This window comes from Bacteroides sp. Phil13 (genome assembly GCF_001940965.1).
GTDB classification, from domain to species: Bacteria; Bacteroidota; Bacteroidia; order Bacteroidales; family Bacteroidaceae; genus Bacteroides; species Bacteroides intestinalis.
Genome location: NZ_MSHA01000091.1, coordinates 52,207 through 68,734, shown reverse-complemented (window position 1 = coordinate 68,734; position 16,528 = coordinate 52,207). Strand labels below are relative to the sequence as shown.

Annotated in this window: 12 protein-coding genes and 1 tRNA gene; 3 read left to right on the top strand and 10 right to left on the bottom strand. The window is 44.1% G+C overall.

What is annotated here, in order from left to right:
* Positions 1-68 (top strand) — tRNA-Arg (locus BWI44_RS18355).
* A gap of 273 nt (positions 69-341) precedes the next feature.
* On the opposite strand, the gene dapA is transcribed toward BWI44_RS18355, so the two are convergent.
* Positions 342-1,235 (bottom strand): 4-hydroxy-tetrahydrodipicolinate synthase, encoded by an 894-nt coding sequence (gene dapA / locus BWI44_RS18350; protein ID WP_195210024.1) that lies wholly within the window; start codon positions 1,233-1,235, stop codon positions 342-344.
* A gap of 104 nt (positions 1,236-1,339) precedes the next feature.
* Positions 1,340-3,337: an NAD-dependent DNA ligase LigA gene (ligA, locus tag BWI44_RS18345; RefSeq protein ID WP_117693831.1), complete on the bottom strand. Its 1,998-nt coding sequence runs from the start codon at positions 3,335-3,337 to the stop codon at positions 1,340-1,342.
* A gap of 79 nt (positions 3,338-3,416) precedes the next feature.
* Here ligA and trmD point away from each other — a divergent pair, with 79 nt between their 5' ends.
* On the top strand, positions 3,417-4,097 hold the full coding sequence (gene trmD / locus BWI44_RS18340; protein WP_022210442.1) for a tRNA (guanosine(37)-N1)-methyltransferase TrmD: 681 nt from the start codon (positions 3,417-3,419) through the stop codon (positions 4,095-4,097).
* An 89-nt stretch (positions 4,098-4,186) separates the two neighbouring features.
* On the opposite strand, the gene BWI44_RS18335 is transcribed toward trmD, so the two are convergent.
* The 5 genes from BWI44_RS18335 to BWI44_RS18315 form a co-directional block, all read right to left on the bottom strand.
* Positions 4,187-5,098 carry a dihydroorotate dehydrogenase gene (locus tag BWI44_RS18335; RefSeq protein ID WP_195210025.1) on the bottom strand — a complete coding sequence of 304 codons (912 nt, stop codon included), beginning with the start codon at positions 5,096-5,098 and terminating at the stop codon, positions 4,187-4,189.
* Positions 5,086-5,862: a dihydroorotate dehydrogenase electron transfer subunit gene (locus tag BWI44_RS18330; RefSeq protein ID WP_138293216.1), complete on the bottom strand. Its 777-nt coding sequence runs from the start codon at positions 5,860-5,862 to the stop codon at positions 5,086-5,088. Before BWI44_RS18330 ends, BWI44_RS18335 begins: the two co-directional genes overlap by 13 nt.
* A 150-nt stretch (positions 5,863-6,012) precedes the next feature.
* On the bottom strand, positions 6,013-6,483 hold the full coding sequence (locus BWI44_RS18325) for a helix-turn-helix domain-containing protein (protein ID WP_007662505.1): 471 nt from the start codon (positions 6,481-6,483) through the stop codon (positions 6,013-6,015).
* 1,253 nt (positions 6,484-7,736) lie between these two features.
* Positions 7,737-8,756, bottom strand: a complete 1,020-nt coding sequence (gene holA / locus BWI44_RS18320) for a DNA polymerase III subunit delta (RefSeq protein WP_195210026.1) — start codon at positions 8,754-8,756, stop codon at positions 7,737-7,739.
* An 8-nt stretch (positions 8,757-8,764) separates the two neighbouring features.
* Positions 8,765-9,541 (bottom strand): AMP nucleosidase, encoded by a 777-nt coding sequence (locus tag BWI44_RS18315; protein ID WP_007214225.1) that lies wholly within the window; start codon positions 9,539-9,541, stop codon positions 8,765-8,767.
* A gap of 114 nt (positions 9,542-9,655) precedes the next feature.
* On the opposite strand from BWI44_RS18315, the gene BWI44_RS18310 reads away from it, so the two are divergent.
* The gene (locus BWI44_RS18310; RefSeq protein WP_044532745.1) at positions 9,656-10,105 is read left to right on the top strand and encodes a type I restriction enzyme HsdR N-terminal domain-containing protein; all 450 of its coding nucleotides are present in this window, start codon (positions 9,656-9,658) and stop codon (positions 10,103-10,105) included.
* A 113-nt stretch (positions 10,106-10,218) separates the two neighbouring features.
* Here BWI44_RS18310 and BWI44_RS18305 read toward each other — a convergent pair whose 3' ends face one another.
* Genes BWI44_RS18305 through BWI44_RS18295 form a run of 3 tightly spaced genes read right to left on the bottom strand, consistent with a single transcriptional unit; the run spans position 10,219 to position 16,049 of the window.
* The gene (locus BWI44_RS18305; protein ID WP_138293214.1) at positions 10,219-13,401 is read right to left on the bottom strand and encodes an efflux RND transporter permease subunit; all 3,183 of its coding nucleotides are present in this window, start codon (positions 13,399-13,401) and stop codon (positions 10,219-10,221) included.
* A 29-nt stretch (positions 13,402-13,430) separates the two neighbouring features.
* Positions 13,431-14,549 carry an efflux RND transporter periplasmic adaptor subunit gene (locus BWI44_RS18300; RefSeq protein ID WP_195210028.1) on the bottom strand — a complete coding sequence of 373 codons (1,119 nt, stop codon included), beginning with the start codon at positions 14,547-14,549 and terminating at the stop codon, positions 13,431-13,433.
* 27 nt (positions 14,550-14,576) lie between these two features.
* Entirely contained in the window at positions 14,577-16,049 is a 1,473-nt protein-coding gene (locus tag BWI44_RS18295) for an efflux transporter outer membrane subunit (RefSeq protein ID WP_195210029.1), read from the bottom strand.
* Positions 16,050-16,528: the final 479 nt, after the last annotated feature.

The following is a 16,528-nucleotide window of genomic DNA, read 5'->3' as shown; positions in this document are numbered from 1 at the left end:
CGCGTAGCTCAACTGAATAGAGTAGCTGACTACGGATCAGCCGGTTACAGGTTTGAATCCTGTCGCGATCACAAAAAACCTCTGCAAAGTAATTTGCAGAGGTTTTTTGTTATACACCGTAGGGTAACAGTTATATCTGTGTAGACTCATGCAAATATGTGTGTGAGTTGATACAGATATAACTGTGTGCTTGTGCAGATATAAGTATTAATTTCTTTCCTGAGATGAATACATCCGTCTCATGAGACAGTAAAAATCAGCTTGTGAGGCGAAAGAAAACATCCCCTGAGATGAAATAATCTATCTCAGGGGATGTTTTACAAAGAAGTATCTTTGTTTTTTTAGCACTTAATGTTTAACTCATCCAAAATCTTCCGCATGGCTTCAAAAGTAGTAATCCTGGTAGGCACAAGTGGGAGGCGAAGTTTATTCTCAATCATTCCCATAACGTTCAACATTGCTTTTACGCCTGCCGGATTGCCATCCACAAAAAGAAGCTTGAATAACTCGGCAAATTTATGGTGGATAGTCAATGCATTTGCATAATCTCCTCGCAATGCCAGTCTTACCATGCGGCTAAATTCGCGTGGAAATGCATTTCCGATGACTGATATGATACCAACAGCTCCCAAGGTAATCAAAGGGAAGGTAATACCATCATCTCCCGAAATAACGTCAAAATTAGCTGGTTTATTCTTGATGATATCATCCATTTGAGTGATGTCACCGGAGGCTTCTTTGATAGCAATAACATTTTTGAAGTCACGGGCAATGCGCAGCGTGGTTTCTGCTTTCATATTTACACCGGTACGGCCGGGGACATTATAGAGTACAATTGGAAGCTCTGTAGCCTCTGCAATTGCTTTATAATGTTGATAAATACCTTCCTGAGAAGGTTTATTATAATAGGGAACAACAGACAGAATGGCATCTACTCCGGTAAAATCGTCGTTTTGAAGCGTATTCACAATGGCACGCGTATTATTTCCACCAACACCGAGCAGGATAGGTATCCGACCATTTACGCGTTCGATGACCATTTTCTTGATTTTCTTTTTTTCTTCTTCCGTCAGTGTCGGAGTTTCTGCTGTGGTGCCCAGCACACAAAAAAAATCAGTATTGTTTTGAAGTTGATAGTCCACCAAACGTATCAATGCATCGTAATCAACGCTTTCATCCTCTTTAAAAGGAGTAATCAGCGCTACCCCCATTCCTTTCAATTTAGTCTGTATCATGAGTGAAATTTAAGTAATCTCTAATTAAATGACTCGCAAAAGTACGAATATTTTCGATTTCTACAGCAAATATAAGCTATAAAAAAGATTTCACTGGAAAAATGTTACGAAATGAGCGCTAAAAACTCATCTTCGCTCATTATCTGTACACCCAACTTTTGCGCTTTTTCTAATTTAGCGGGTCCCATATTTTCTCCTGCCAGGATAAAACTGGTCTTGGCAGAAATGCTACCTACATTTTTTCCTCCATTCTTCTCTATCAAATCTTTATATTCGTCTCTGGAGTGATGGGTAAACACGCCGCTGATTACAATAGACTGTCCGACAAGTTTATCGGTATAGCCGCTCAGGTCTTCTTCCTTTCGGCTAAACTGTAATCCGGCAATTTTCAGTCGCTCTATTAATTCTCTATTCAGAGGATTAGCGAAGTAGGAAATGATACTTTGCGCTATTTTCTCACCGATCTCATCGATATTTATCAATCTTTCAAGATCTGCATTTTCCAGTTCTTCTATGTCAGTGAAGGACTTAGCTATTTTCTTTGCTACAGTTTCACCGACAAAGCGGATACCTAGGGCGAACAATGCTCGCTCAAAAGGCACTTCCCTACTTTGGGCAATACCCTTGACGATATTTTCCGCCGACTTATCTCCCATACGGTCCAGATTCTTGATATCGTCTACAGTCAGCTTGTACAGATCTGTCGTATCCTTAATGAGTCCTAATCGGTAGAACATATCCACAGTTTCCGGGCCTAATCCGTCAATGTTCATAGCCTTCCGGCTGATGAAATGCTCGATCTTTCCTTTTATCTGAGGCGGACAAGCCGTTTCGTTGGGGCAATAATGCGCAGCTTCTCCCTCGTAACGGATTAATTTGCTGCCACATTCAGGGCAATGAGTGATGAACTTCACTTTTTCACCTACCATCATACTCCGGGCATCTTTATCTACTCCGGTAATTTTGGGTATGATTTCACCGCCTTTTTCTACATAAACCATATCGCCGACATGCAAGTCGAGCCCTTCAATGATATCTGCATTATGCAGAGAGGCACGTTTTACGATTGTACCCGATAATTGTACCGGATCCAGGTTGGCAACAGGGGTTACTGCTCCGGTTCTTCCCACCTGGTAAGTCACCTTGTTTAAGCGGGTCAATGCACGCTCTGCCTGGAACTTGTATGCGATGGCCCAACGAGGAGATTTTGCGGTGAAACCGAGGTTTTTCTGTTGTTTCAGGCTATTAACTTTCAAAACAATGCCATCCGTGGCTACAGGTAAATTCTTCCGTTCTGTATCCCAATAATGGATGTAATCGAACACTTCCTGCAGGCTGTGGCACTTCTTCATATGGTCGGAGATTTTGAATCCCCATTGTGCAGCTTTCTGCAGGTTTTCATAATGTCCGTCGCAAGGAAGTTCTTCTCCTAATAAATAATAAAGGTAGGCATCCAGTTTGCGGGAAGCAACTATAGCAGAGTTTTGTAATTTCAAAGTGCCTGATGCAGCATTACGCGGATTAGCGAAAAGAGGTTCTTCGCGTGCCTCTTTTTCGCGGTTTAGTTCCTCAAAGACTTCCCACGGCATTAGTATTTCCCCTCTGATCTCAAATAATTGGGGATAATCACCATGCAAAACAAGGGGGATAGTACGGATTGTCTTCACATTATCTGTTACATCATCGCCTTTTTCACCGTCACCACGGGTTACAGCACGTATTAATTTGCCGTTTTCGTATGTCAGCGAGATGGAAGTACCGTCATATTTAAGTTCGGCACAGATTTCAAAATCTTCGTTCAGGGCTTTTTGAGTGCGATCATAAAAGTCAGATACCTCACCTTCAGAATAGGTATTACCCAACGAAAGCATTGGATATTTGTGTGTCACTTGCGTGAAATTCTTATTCAAATCGCTTCCTACGCGCATGGTTGGCGAAGTTTCGTCCTGATATTCAGGATGTTCTCGCTCCATCTCCTGCAATTCCCGCATCATGTCGTCGAACTCTTTGTCGGAGATTTCGGGAGCATTCAACACGTAATAATTGTAGTTGTGCCGATGCAGTTCGGCACGGAGCTGATCTATCTTTTCTTTTGCAGTCATAGCTATTTCAGATTGTTTGAACGCAAAAATACAGGTTTCTCCTCTAATATTTGTACTTTTGCAGAAAATTAAAATTAATATGCGCATTGATATAATAACAGTTCTACCGGAGATGATTGAAGGCTTTTTCAATTGCTCCATTATGAAACGTGCTCAGAATAAAGGGCTTGCAGAAATACATATTCATAATTTACGTGATTATACTGAAGATAAATATCGACGGGTGGATGATTATCCTTTTGGCGGTTTTGCCGGAATGGTGATGAAAATAGAGCCTATAGAGCGCTGTATCAATGCCTTGAAGGCAGAACGGGAGTATGATGAAGTCATTTTTACGACTCCTGATGGTGAGCAGTTCAATCAGCCAATGGCCAATACACTTTCACTTACCCAGAACCTTATTATCCTTTGCGGGCATTTTAAAGGTATCGATTATCGTATTCGCGAGCATCTGATCACTAAAGAAATCAGTATTGGGGACTATGTGCTGACCGGTGGAGAGCTGGCGGCAGCAGTGATGGCGGATGCTATTGTCCGCATCATCCCCGGTGTTATTTCCGATGAGCAATCAGCGTTATCCGACTCGTTCCAGGATAATCTTTTGGCTGCTCCGGTTTATACAAGACCTGCCGATTACAATGGTTGGAAAGTTCCGGAAATTTTATTGTCCGGGCATGAGGCTAAGATTAAAGAATGGGAGTTGCAACAGTCTTTGGAACGGACGCGCAGACTCCGCCCGGATTTGCTGGGAGAGGAATAAATCAGTTGTATAAAAATAGAAAAAGGACATTCGCTATGAATGTCCTTTTTTATGTAAAATAGGTGCGAATGATATTCACTTGTTATTGGTTATACCTCAAGCGCACCGATAATTTCTTTCACGGACTTATATCCGTGTCTATCGAGATAGTCGTTTATACCTTCCGCTACTTTAATAGTAACTGCCGGATCGATGAAATTTGCCGTACCGATTTGGATGGCTGAAGCTCCGGCAAGCATAAATTCCACAGCGTCTTTCCAGTTCATGATACCTCCTAAACCAATGACAGGTATTTTTACCGCCTGGGCAACTTGCCATACCATGCGGAGTGCGATTGGTTTTACTGCTGCACCGGACATACCACCTGTTACAGTGGAGAGTATAGGACGCCTGCGTTCCGCGTCTATAGCCATTCCAAGCAGTGTATTAATTAATGAAACGCTGTCTGCGCCGCCATTTTCTACTGCACGGGCTATTTCAGCGATGCTTGTCACGTTAGGAGACAGCTTTACGATAAGTGTCTTTTTGTAAGCTGCGCGCACAGCTTTCACCACTTCTTCGGCTCCTTTTGCAGTGATACCAAAAGCCATTCCACCTTGCTTTACATTGGGACAAGAGATGTTCAATTCAATGGCAGGAATTTTGTCAAGTTCGTTAATGGCTTCTGCTGTTTTTACATAATCTTCTATGGCAGAACCCGAAACATTTACAATCATATTAGTTTCAATGTCCTTAATACGCGGATATATCTGTTCAATAAAGTAATTTACTCCCTTATTTTGCAGTCCCACAGCGTTTAACATACCTGACGGAGTTTCCGCCATACGCGGATATGGGTTACCTTCACGTTTGTGAAGAGTCGTACCCTTTACAATTATACCACCTATTCGCGTAATATCAATGAAATCGGCAAACTCTTCACCATACCCAAATGTACCGGAAGCCGTCATCACCGGATTATTCATTTGTAATTCTCCAATGTTTACACTTAAATCTGCCATAATAGTTTGTTTATATTAAAAACCGGACCTTCTTTACATACACATAAATGCCCTTCCGTTGTATTTTCTACGCAACAGAGGCAAGCACCTATACCACAAGCCATTGTATTTTCCAATGATACTTCACAAGCTATATCTTTACTTTTGGCATATTTAGCCACCGCCATCATCATAGGCTTAGGGCCACAAGTGTAAATCTGCTCGAATTGCACCTTATTCAATATGGAATGTTGTGTCACATATCCCTTTTCGCCATGACTGCCGTCCTCGGTAGTCGTATATACATCACCATAAGCTGCAAACTGCTCCAGTTGCAGCAAGTCCTTATCACTTCTTGCTCCCAGAAGGAACGTCGGTTTACTGCCGTTTTTAGCTAATTGCTCGCCCAGATAAAGCATGGGAGCTGTACCAACACCTCCACCTACTAACAGAAGCTTATCAGAAGCCTTTTCAGGCATTGTGAAGCCATTTCCCAAAGGAAGTACTACGTTGACCGTGTCTCCGGCTTTTGCTTCGCCTAATTGCCTGGTTCCGTCTCCAATCAGTTGGATCAGAAACCACACTTCATTGCGTTGTCTATCTACATAATTAATGGAAATGGGGCGGCGCAAGAAAGTAGTTGGAGATCCGTCCACACGTATTTCCGCAAATTGTCCCGGAAACATTTCCGGAAGCGGAGACGGAGACGTCAGTTTTAATAGCACATAATTAGCGTGCAGTCGGACGTTCTCAGTCACTGTCAAATCTAAAATGTATTTTTTCATTATCCTATATAAAGAGGTGAATTTTATCTTCAGGGTACAAAGATAATGCAAATCGAATGCAGAACTTTCATGCTTGCATGAAAAAGTTCTGCTGAGATGCTTATCTTATCCAAAGATACGGGAAATTGTGCAAATAGTCGTTTATGAGCCTTACTTTTCGGGTTTAAACGTCTCGTACGTATTATCGTCGAAGAAAATTCTTATTTCAGTGATTTTTCTGGGAGGCCTTTCTTTATAGATAATCTCCTGTTTTACAATCTCTTTAGTGGCATTTACAGGCGTTTCTAATGCGATTTCCTTGCGATTTTCGGCCGAACCTGTCTCTTTGGACGGATTTACGGAATTCTCGGCGAATAATGGATAGTCGAATCCACTCTCGATAGAAGGGTCAGAATCGGAAGACGTATTACTCATTTCACCTTGCCCGGTAAGTAGCCATTCTAAATTGATATCATTATATCTTTGATGTAGACGAAGAATAACTTCTGTACTTGGATATTTATTACGCGGACCTAAAATATGTGAGATGGTAGCTTGAGCTACACCAATACTTTCGGCAAATGCGCCTGCGGTTAATTTTTCCCGATCCATGATCATTTTGAACCTATCTTTTATGCTCATAACTGTTGCGATATAGGTGATGTTTACAATTGTATTGATTCTCTTTTGGTTTACAAAAGTAAAGAAATGAAGTTACAAAAGCAAATTAAAAGTGTGAATTTTCTTATATTACAATTGTGTGTTTATTATTTCAAATGTTATATATACAAATGTGATGATATATATTACCTAGATTTTAAGCCCATATTTTTACTTTAATAAAACCATGTATATTATTGGTTATTATGTATATAAGTTTAAGTTCTTTCTGTGGTATATCCCATATTACAATTGTTTTCTCATTGATTTCTCTATTTATGAACTGATAGATCATATAAATGGCTATATTTGTATTGATTATTAGTGATTTGATTGTTGTTTTATTCCTCGTTAACCCCTATCCTATTACCTTTGTTATTTTACCATTACTTCATTAAAAACAGTCTTATTACAATTGTGTATTATAACTTTTGATTACGTTTGTTATATGTATAATTGTTATATATTCAATTGTAAACATAGTGATATTACGTTTTTAATATTTCATAGTTGAAATAGCAACTATTTCCTTTTCTAATTGCATTTATTCTTGATGATAGATTCGATATTACAGAAAGAATTTGTTACACTAAAATAAGGAGAGTTCAATTGATATGTTCTAAAGTCTTCGTAATTGTAAATCCTTGCTTTATTTCTGTATAAATGATCGGGAACTTGGAATTTCTTAATTCTCAGGAGCTTATTTGAAGTGTATTTGGTTGTAATACAGTATATTATACCCTGATTTTTAGTTCTAAAATTCTCTCATTCTAGAAAAATAACCCTTTCTTAAGTGAGAAATGACATAATGATAGTGAAAATAGCATTTTCTTTCTCTATTATTGCTGATATAGTTAACAAGTATAATCTCTTCTAAAATAAGAAATAGATGATCTATTTCCATTGATCTGTTGACCACTTTCTAAATATAATTTTCCTTTTTCTTAGAAAAAGTATATTGTTTTCCTATAAAAATATGCCTGCTTTGCTCGGGACAGGAGAATATATTATATATAAACACATGGTTTATTTAATGCAAATAGACCATGTGTTTATATCAGATAAATGGTCTGTTCACTGTATATAGACCATCTGTCTCTGCGAATGCGTTGTATGTATTTCAGATACCCTTCCACACTCTATTACCTATGAACAGTACGTTTGGGAACGGTGGAAGGGGGGAAGGAAAAGCTAAATTTCTTGTTTAATGAAGAGTGTATAGAAGAAAAAAGCTGTTAATGCAGGATTTTGAAGACCAGTTCGCGAAGAATATCCCCGTCACTTAAAGATGGATTTCCCACTCCTTTAGATTTTGCATCTGCATATCGTATTTCTCCGATAATTTGCATGGTCTTTACTCCATTATATCGACGCATAGCTGCAAGATAGTCTTTGGCCTGCCAAGGGGTGCGTAGTCCCAACATGTTGGCTATGCCTTGCTCCGATTTTTCAGGGGCATAATAGGCCAACATCAAGTTAGAAAAGAATCCAAAAAGTAAAGATAAAGTCATTTGAATAGGGTTTGTTTTCGGATTTTCTTCAAAATATTTTATTATCTTATTAGCTTTCAGGACATCCTTTTCAACGAGGGCACTGCGTAATTCGAAGTTGTTATAATCCTTACTGATACCAATGTTCTTCTCTATCTGTTCGGGGGTAACGCGTGTATGACCTTTTGGAAGTGTAATGATCAGTTTTTCCAGCTCTCCTGTGAGGCGACTGAGGTCGGCGCCAACGAAATCGGCCAGCATGGCAGTGGCTTTAGGTTCCACGTCAATACCTTTGCGTTTCATATAAGAAGTGATGAATGCAGGCAGTTGCGCATCCTTCACTTTTTTAGATTCAAACAGGACACCAGTCTTTTCGATTTCGGCAGCCAGCTTCTTTCTTCGATCCAGTACGCCATGTTTATGGCATATTACTAATATGGTAGAAAGCAGCGGTTTTTGGAGGTAATAAGAAAGCTCCTCCATATTACGGATATTCTGCGCTTCCTTTACCACCACCACCTGATGCTCGGACATCATCGGATAGCGCTTGGCGGCATTAATAACAGTAGCTATATCCACATCTGCCCCGTATACAACGGTCAGGTTGAACTCCTTTTCCGTTTCGGTCAGAATATTGTCTGTTATATAGTCGGAAATGAGATCGATGTAATAGGGTTCCTCGCCCATGAGATAATAGACGGGACGGTATTGCTTCGCTCTCAGTTCCTTTAAGATGTCATCACACGTGATTTCCTGTTTTGCCATATTCGTTTTTACCAGTCGAATTTCAGATGTTTTACGGTTTTCTTCTCGTCGATAATCATACGCAGGGATGCGATGCCGATTTCAACGTGCTCGGTTACGTAGTTTTGGGTAACCAGATTATCACTTTTATCGGTTTTTACTCCTTCAGGGATCATCGGCTGGTCAGAAACCAATAAGATGGCTCCGGTAGGGATGTGATTGGCAAAACCGCAGCTGAAGAGAGTCGCTGTTTCCATATCGACGGCCATGGCACGGGTTTTCTTCAGATATTCCTTGAATTCTTCGTCATGCTCCCAAATGCGGCGGTTGGTAGTGTATACGGTACCTGTCCAATAGTCGCGGGCATGGTCGCGGATGGATGAAGAAACGGCACGCTGCAACATAAATGCCGGTAGCGCAGGTACTTCGGGCGGGAAGTAGTCATTGGAAGTTCCCTCGCCACGGATGGCGGCAATAGGAAGGATGAGATCCCCTATTCTGTTTTTCTTATCGATGCCACCGCACTTGCCTAGGAACAGGCAGGCTTTGGGCTGTATAGCACTTAGTAAATCCATGATAATTGCAGCGTTAGGGCTTCCCATACCAAAGTTGATAATGGTCATGCCTTCTGCTGAAGCAGACGTCATATTAGCGTCTTTACCAAGAACGGGCACATTGAACTTCTCCGCAAAAATATCCACATACTTGTTGAAGTTAGTCAACAGAATATACTCTCCAAAGTCCTCAAGCTTACGTTTTGTGTAACGAGGCAGCCAGTTAGCTACGATTTCTTGCTTTGTTTTCATAAGATTTCATTAAATTTGTTCCCTAAATACTTTCAGGGAGCGATTATTTAACTCACAAAAGTACAATAAAAAAGTAGAATTCGGAAATTTGTTAATCACTTATCACATATCAATATGTTATCGTTAAACTTACCTGTATTTGATGCTAAAGTCGTGAACCGTGAAGGGAAACCTGCTATTTTCGACGTGATACGGCGCCGATTTGTAGCACTGACGCCCGAAGAATGGGTACGCCAGCATTTCGTACATTTTCTGCTGAACCATAAAGGATATCCGCAGACATTGATGGCGAACGAGGTACAGGTACAGCTCAACGGAACGAAGAAACGTTGTGACACAGTGCTTTACCGTCGTGACCTCACGGCACGGATGATTGTGGAGTATAAAGCGCCGGACATAGAGATTACGCAAGCGGTGTTCAATCAGATTACGCGCTACAATATGGTGCTGAAAGTAGATTACTTGGTAGTGAGTAATGGAATGCAACACTATTGCTGCCGGATGGATTACGAGCGGAATAGCTATACTTTTCTTCCGGATATTCCTGATTATCAGACGTTATAATATCCATTAAAAAGGGCTACACCCTTTACCCCGGATGGCTACACCCTTTGGGGGATATGGTGTAGCCATCTGAGGCAAAGGGTGTAGCCCTTTTCAATGAGACTAATCAGGATCTAAACCTTCTCAGTCTTTTCTTCTATCTGCTTCTTTTCTAATTTTTCCTGTATCTTCTGCATCAACTCATAGAAATTAGGAATATAAACTGTGGCAAGCAGTGTATTCAGTGCCATACCAAACACGACAGCAGCTCCCAGTGCAATACGGCTTTCCGCTCCTGCACCCGTAGCAAACAGCAATGGCATCACACCGAATACAAATGCCAGGGATGTCATCAGGATAGGCCGCAAGCGGATATGCCCTGCCTGGAATGCCGCATCACGAATGGAGTTGCCTTGCGCACGGAAATCGCGGGCGAACTCTACAATCAGAATACCATTTTTTGCCGACAGTGCCACAAGCAGGATAATGCCGATTTGTGTATAGATGCTGACAGGTGTTCCCATAATGAGACAGCCAATCATCGCTCCCAACAATGCTACCGGAAGTCCGATGACCGCAGCTACCGGGCTCGTCCAACTCTCGTACTGTGCTGCAAGTACCAGGAAGGCAACGAGTAACGCCATTACAAACACAACGGTTGTCGTTGTGCCTGCCTGCGTTTCCTGATAAGCTACTGACGTCCATTCATAACCAAATTCATCGCCCAGTTGCTCCTTAAAGAGTGCCTCCATTTGCTGTATCGCCTCTCCAGAACTGCTTCCCGGGGCTACGTTGCAAGTGACGGAGGCAGTGGAATACATATTGTAACGGTTGATCTGGTCCATTCCCAACTGTTCCTCCACCCGCATAAAGGCTGAAAATGGTACCATCTCTCCCGATGCATTCTGTACACTCAACTTCAGTACATCGTCAATGATCCGTTGGGCACGATCCCGTGCACCGAGTTTTACCTGATAAATACGGCCGAACTCAACGAAATCGTTCACATAAGCAGCTCCCATGTAGTAACCCAAAGAAGTGAAGACGCTGTTCAGCGGAATACCCATCAATTGTACTTTATCCCGATCAATGTTCAGGAAATACTGGGGTACATTAGCCTGGTACTGACTGCTGACGGATGCCAATGCAGGTTTGGTGTGGTAGGTTGCCATCAGCGTCTCTACAGCATGCTGCATTTCTGTGGCGCCGAGGTTGTTACGATCCTCCACTTGTAGCTGTAGACCGCCCGTAGCACCGAGTCCGGGAATGGCAGGGGGCACCATGGCAAAAACTTCTGCTTCCTGAATTCCATACGCCTGCGCATTGAAACGATTTACTACAGACTGGGCCGTATGTTCCTTTCCTTTACGCTCGTCCCAGTTCTTCAAGATAACGAAATAGGTGCCGGAATTACTCTGTTCCCCGCCCCCCATGACAGAGAAGCCGGATATGCCGATATAATTTTTCACTTCGGGATAGCTGTTGAGGATTTCATTGATCTCACGTCCGACAGCTTCTGTACGTTCCAGACTTGAAGCAGGCGGCAATTGCACCACGGCAAGGAAATACCCGTCATCTTCTTCGGGAATAAAGGTACTGGGCCACTTCATAAACAGGATCACGGCGAGTGCCGTAAATCCGGCATAAGACAACAGTGCAGCAGCAGGACGCCGGAGCAACCAACCCACGGTTTTATCATATATCCCTTGAGTCTTGTCGTACACAAAGTTGAAGCCCCGGAAAAGTGGCGACTGTGCAGGTTTTGTAGGCTGTAATATCAAGGCACACAATGCAGGAGTCAGTGTCAGCGAGTTGAAACCGCTTAGCACGGTGCTGGCAGCAATAGTCAGCGCAAACTGTTTATAAAGCTGTCCGGAGATACCGCTGACGAGCATTGTCGGAATAAATACGGCAAGCAATACCAGCACTACGCCCACAATCGGACCGGTGATCTCTCCCATCGCCTGAATGACCGCCTGCCGGGCACTGTACTGTCCCGTATCAAGCAAGCGCGTGGAGTTTTCTACTACCACAATGGCGTCATCCACCACAATGGCCACGGCAAGTATCAGTCCGAACAGCGTCAGTGTATTGATGGAGAATCCGAAGAGCGCCATCACTGCCAGAGTACCGATAAGTGATACGGGAATGGTGATACACGGAATGATAACCGCCCGCCAATTCTGTAGGAAAAGGAAGATGACAAGTACCACAAGCAGGGTTGTTTCCAAGAAAGTTACCAGCACTTCGTCTACTGAAGCGTGGATGACGTCCGTCGTATCCAGGGTTACACTGTAATGGATGCCGCTGGGGAACGATTCTGACAGTTCCTGCATCTTCTCTTTCACACCTTTGGATACATCCAGCGAATTGGAACCCGGTTGTTGATAGATGGCAATGGCGGCGGTAGGTTGCCCGTTCAGTCGGGATACGACACTATAGGATGCGGAGCCAAGGTCGATGTGAGCCACATCACGGAGGCGAAGCACTCTCCCGCCCGCTTCTGTTCGCAAGATGATATTGCCGAACTCTTCGGGAGACGAAAGTCGCCCTTTCACTGTCAGACTGTATTGATAGGCAGGGGCATTGCTGCCGGAAGAGACATTGCCAATGTTGGTGTTACCCGGAGTTGGATTTCCCGGCAGAGGTTGTCCCACAGCTCCGGCACTGACTTCTACATTTTGTGATTGAATGGCCTGGTAAACATCGGCTGCCGAAAGATTACGGATACGCAGTGCTGCCGGGTCCAGCCAGATACGCATGGAGTAGTCTCCCGCTCCCATCACATTGACAGCGCCTACGCCCGGCACGCGTGTCAACTGGTCGGTAAGGTTCAGGGTGGCGTAGTTGCTGAGGTATAGTCCGTCATATTCCTTGTTTTCGGAAGTCATGGTGAGGAACATCACAATGTTCGACGACTGCTTTTGAACGGTTACTCCCTGTACCACTACCGGGGTTGGCAATGAAGCCTGTGCTACGCTGACACGGTTTTGGACTTGTACGGTTGCCATGTCGATATCTGTTCCGACGGCAAAAGTAATGGTAAGCGAGTAGGCACCCGATGAGGAGGAATTGGAGGACATATAAAGCATGCCTTCCACTCCGTTTACTTGCTGCTCGATGGGTATACCCACGGTTTGGGCTACTGTCTGCGCGTTGGCACCCGGATAGACGGCGCTGACCTGAACGGTAGGCGGCGTAATGTCCGGATACTGCGCAATGGGGAGTATGCCCAGTGTGACCAGTCCCGCCACCACGATCAGCAGCGCAAGCACGGTAGCAAAGATAGGACGGTTTATGAAGAATTTTGAGAACATGAGCTTAGTATTTAGTTATTTACGATTGGTTATTTGCTGGTGGGCTTCACTTTCATCCCTTCCCGTACTTTCATAAGTGCCCGGGTGACGTAGCGTTCCTGTGGCGAGAGTCCGCCGGTTATTTGCCGCAGACTGTCGTCTATCAATTGTCCCACCTCGATGTGGCGATAGCGCACCATATCGGAATCGTTCACTACATACACATATTTTCCCAATTGATCGGTACCGATGGACGCGTCCGGTATCAGTATTGCCTGCGATTCTTTGCCGTATGGCAAGGTGATGCTGACATAAAGTCCGCTTTTCAGTAAACCTTTCGGGTTGTCCAGGCGGGCACGCAGATTCAGAGTTCCGGTGCTCAGGTCTACATTGGGTGCGAAGTAATCGAGTGTGGCAGGATATGGTTGTATGCCGTCTTCCCCCAGGTTAACAGTGATTTGCCGGGGCAGTGTATCTTTCTGTTGTGCGGTTCCTTGTTGCATCAGCATGGCAAGCCACTGGTTATCAGTGATATTGAAGTATGTGTATAGCAGGTCATCTTTATAGATCGTGGCAAGGGTGACAGGTTGCAGACTTCCCCCTACATAACTGCCCACATCTACTTGATTCCGGCTGACAGTCCCATCAAACGGCGCCCGGACTGTGCAGTAGCCCAGATTTGTGCGTGCCGTATTCAGTGCAGCTTCGGCGTTGCTGACTGCCGCTTGTGAAGTGGCAACATTTGATTTCGACTGTAACACCTGTATCTGGCTTACAGCATCGCTTTTCACAGCTTCCAGCATACGGGCATAGTTGTTCTGGGCATATTCCAGATTGGCTCGGGCGGTGTTCAGTTCCGCTTTCGCCTGTTCTACATTGTCCTGGTAAATAGTAGGTTCGATGACGAACAACACCTGTCCTTTCCGAACTCTGCTTCCCGGAGTATAGGCGATGGTTTGCAGGGTCCCGTTCACCCGTGCCACCAGGTCGACGGTCTTTTCCGAACTCAGATAGCCCGGATACTCTTTAGTCAGTGTGATGTCTTTCACCACCGGGCTGGCTACGCTTATCTCCGGAACGGGCATCGTTCCACGCGCTGCTTCTTTTTTGTCCCCACATCCCGCCAGCAACGGAATCAGCGTGAGGATGATGTACATTTCATTTTTCATATATGGTTATGGTTTAGGAATTATTACTCAGTTCTCTGTATATCCTCCTCCCAGTGCCTGGTACAATGACACCAGATATAGCAGTGAGCTACCCTCCGCCTGCGTCAACTGGTTTTCGTACGTCAGTAGCGAACGGAGTGCATCCAGTACATTCTGGAAAGGGCTAAGTCCCTGTTTATAAAGCTCCAGGGAGAGTTTCAGTGTCTCTTGTCCCTGATTTCGTACTTCCCGGAGGGCGACAATCTGCTTGATGGAATTCCGGTAATTATTCATTGCATTATCCGTTTCCTGCACAGCGGTGAGCACGGTTTCGTTGAAGTTATGCACTGCTTCGTCCAGTTGTGCACGTGCCTGTTTGGTGGCATTCACCAGTTTTGTTCCGCTGAAGAGTGTCCAACTGAGGGTTGGGGCAATTTCAAATGTCATACTTTTCCGTCGGGTCAGGTCTTTCAGATCACGAGCGGCATATCCTACAGATCCTTTCAGGAATACTTGTGGCAGCCAGTCGCTTTTGCTGGCTCCCAATAGTGCGGCTTGTGCATTAACCAGTCTTTCGGCTTGGCGCACATCGGGACGACGGAGCAATAAATCGGCGGGTAATCCTACTCCAACAGGTTCCATGTAGTCGGGCAATTTCCCGATTCTTTCCAATGTGGGGCGTATTTCCTGCGGATAAGTTCCCAACAGAATAGCCAGCGAGTTGATGTATTGGTTGATTCCGGATTCCAGTTGCGGAACAGATGCTTTTGTGCTGAAATACACTGATTTAGCCTGTGCTACATCCAGTTTCGATACAAGTCCCGTGTTGTAGCGTACTTCGGTTATATTGAGTACTTCCTCCTGAGTCCGGCAGTTGTGCATCACTACTTGCAATTCCTGTTGCAGTTCCCGCAGGTTGATGTAGGCAGAAGCTACTTGTGCACAGAGGGATACCTGTACGGAGATGTACTCTTCACGGCTGGCTTGGAATGTTTCCCGTTGCGCCTTTACCCGTTGCCGGATGCTTCCGAATATATCCAGTTCCCAACTGGCATTGAGCGATGCATCATAATAATGTGTGATGGATTGGGGCAATTCGGTGGTGTTGCCGCTACTTTGCTGGCGGAGCCATCCACCATTTAAAGAAATAGAAGGGAAAAAATTACTGCGTTCCATCCGCAGGCTGGCACGTGCCTGTTCCATGCGGTCTATAGCTGCAAGTACGGAATAGTTTTCGCCGGATGCCACGCTGATTAGCGAGTCCAGTACCGGGTCGTTGAATGCTTTCCACCACTGGTCGTCTACCGGTAATATTTGTCCGCTGAATAAGTTGTCATTCGCGGATGCCATGGTAGAATTAGTGGTTCCTGCGGAAGTAGGGACCGTTTTAGAGTTCGGAACCACCGTATTCCCCCAGCCTCGGGGCAACGGTTTTTCCAGATAACGGTTGCCATTCTGTGCCGTGACGGCAGAACATAGGCACGATAAGAGCAGCACGCTGCTCCAAGCTTTAATCTTCATAGGTTTAGGTTGTTTTTTGTGATACAGGGTTCATAACAACCTGGAGCTCTATTTGTTTAGAGAAGATTGGGGAGGTTATAATGGGGTTCTGACAGATGGATGTGGATTGGTGTGGGTGATCTATAATTGAAGAAATGAATTAAAGATTGCTGATAGGCTTTTGTTAGTTTGTTGATAATCAATTAACTGTATTTACCGACAGTTTACTGCAAGATGTAAAAGCATTTACCGCCGTATGTAACAACCTTTACCCCTTATTGTAACGGCTTTTACTTCGGCATGTAACGACCTTTACCGCGATATGTAAATGGAGTTACCGTGCGGGGTTAACAAAGCTATCATTTGGGGTAAACAGAATTTTCATGAGAGGAAACGGCTGTGCACTTATAAAGTGAAGTAAGAGATAATCCATACCCCTACAATAATGAGTTTAATTCAACGACTTCGACAGTGTATATATATAGGAAAGGACGCCCCTG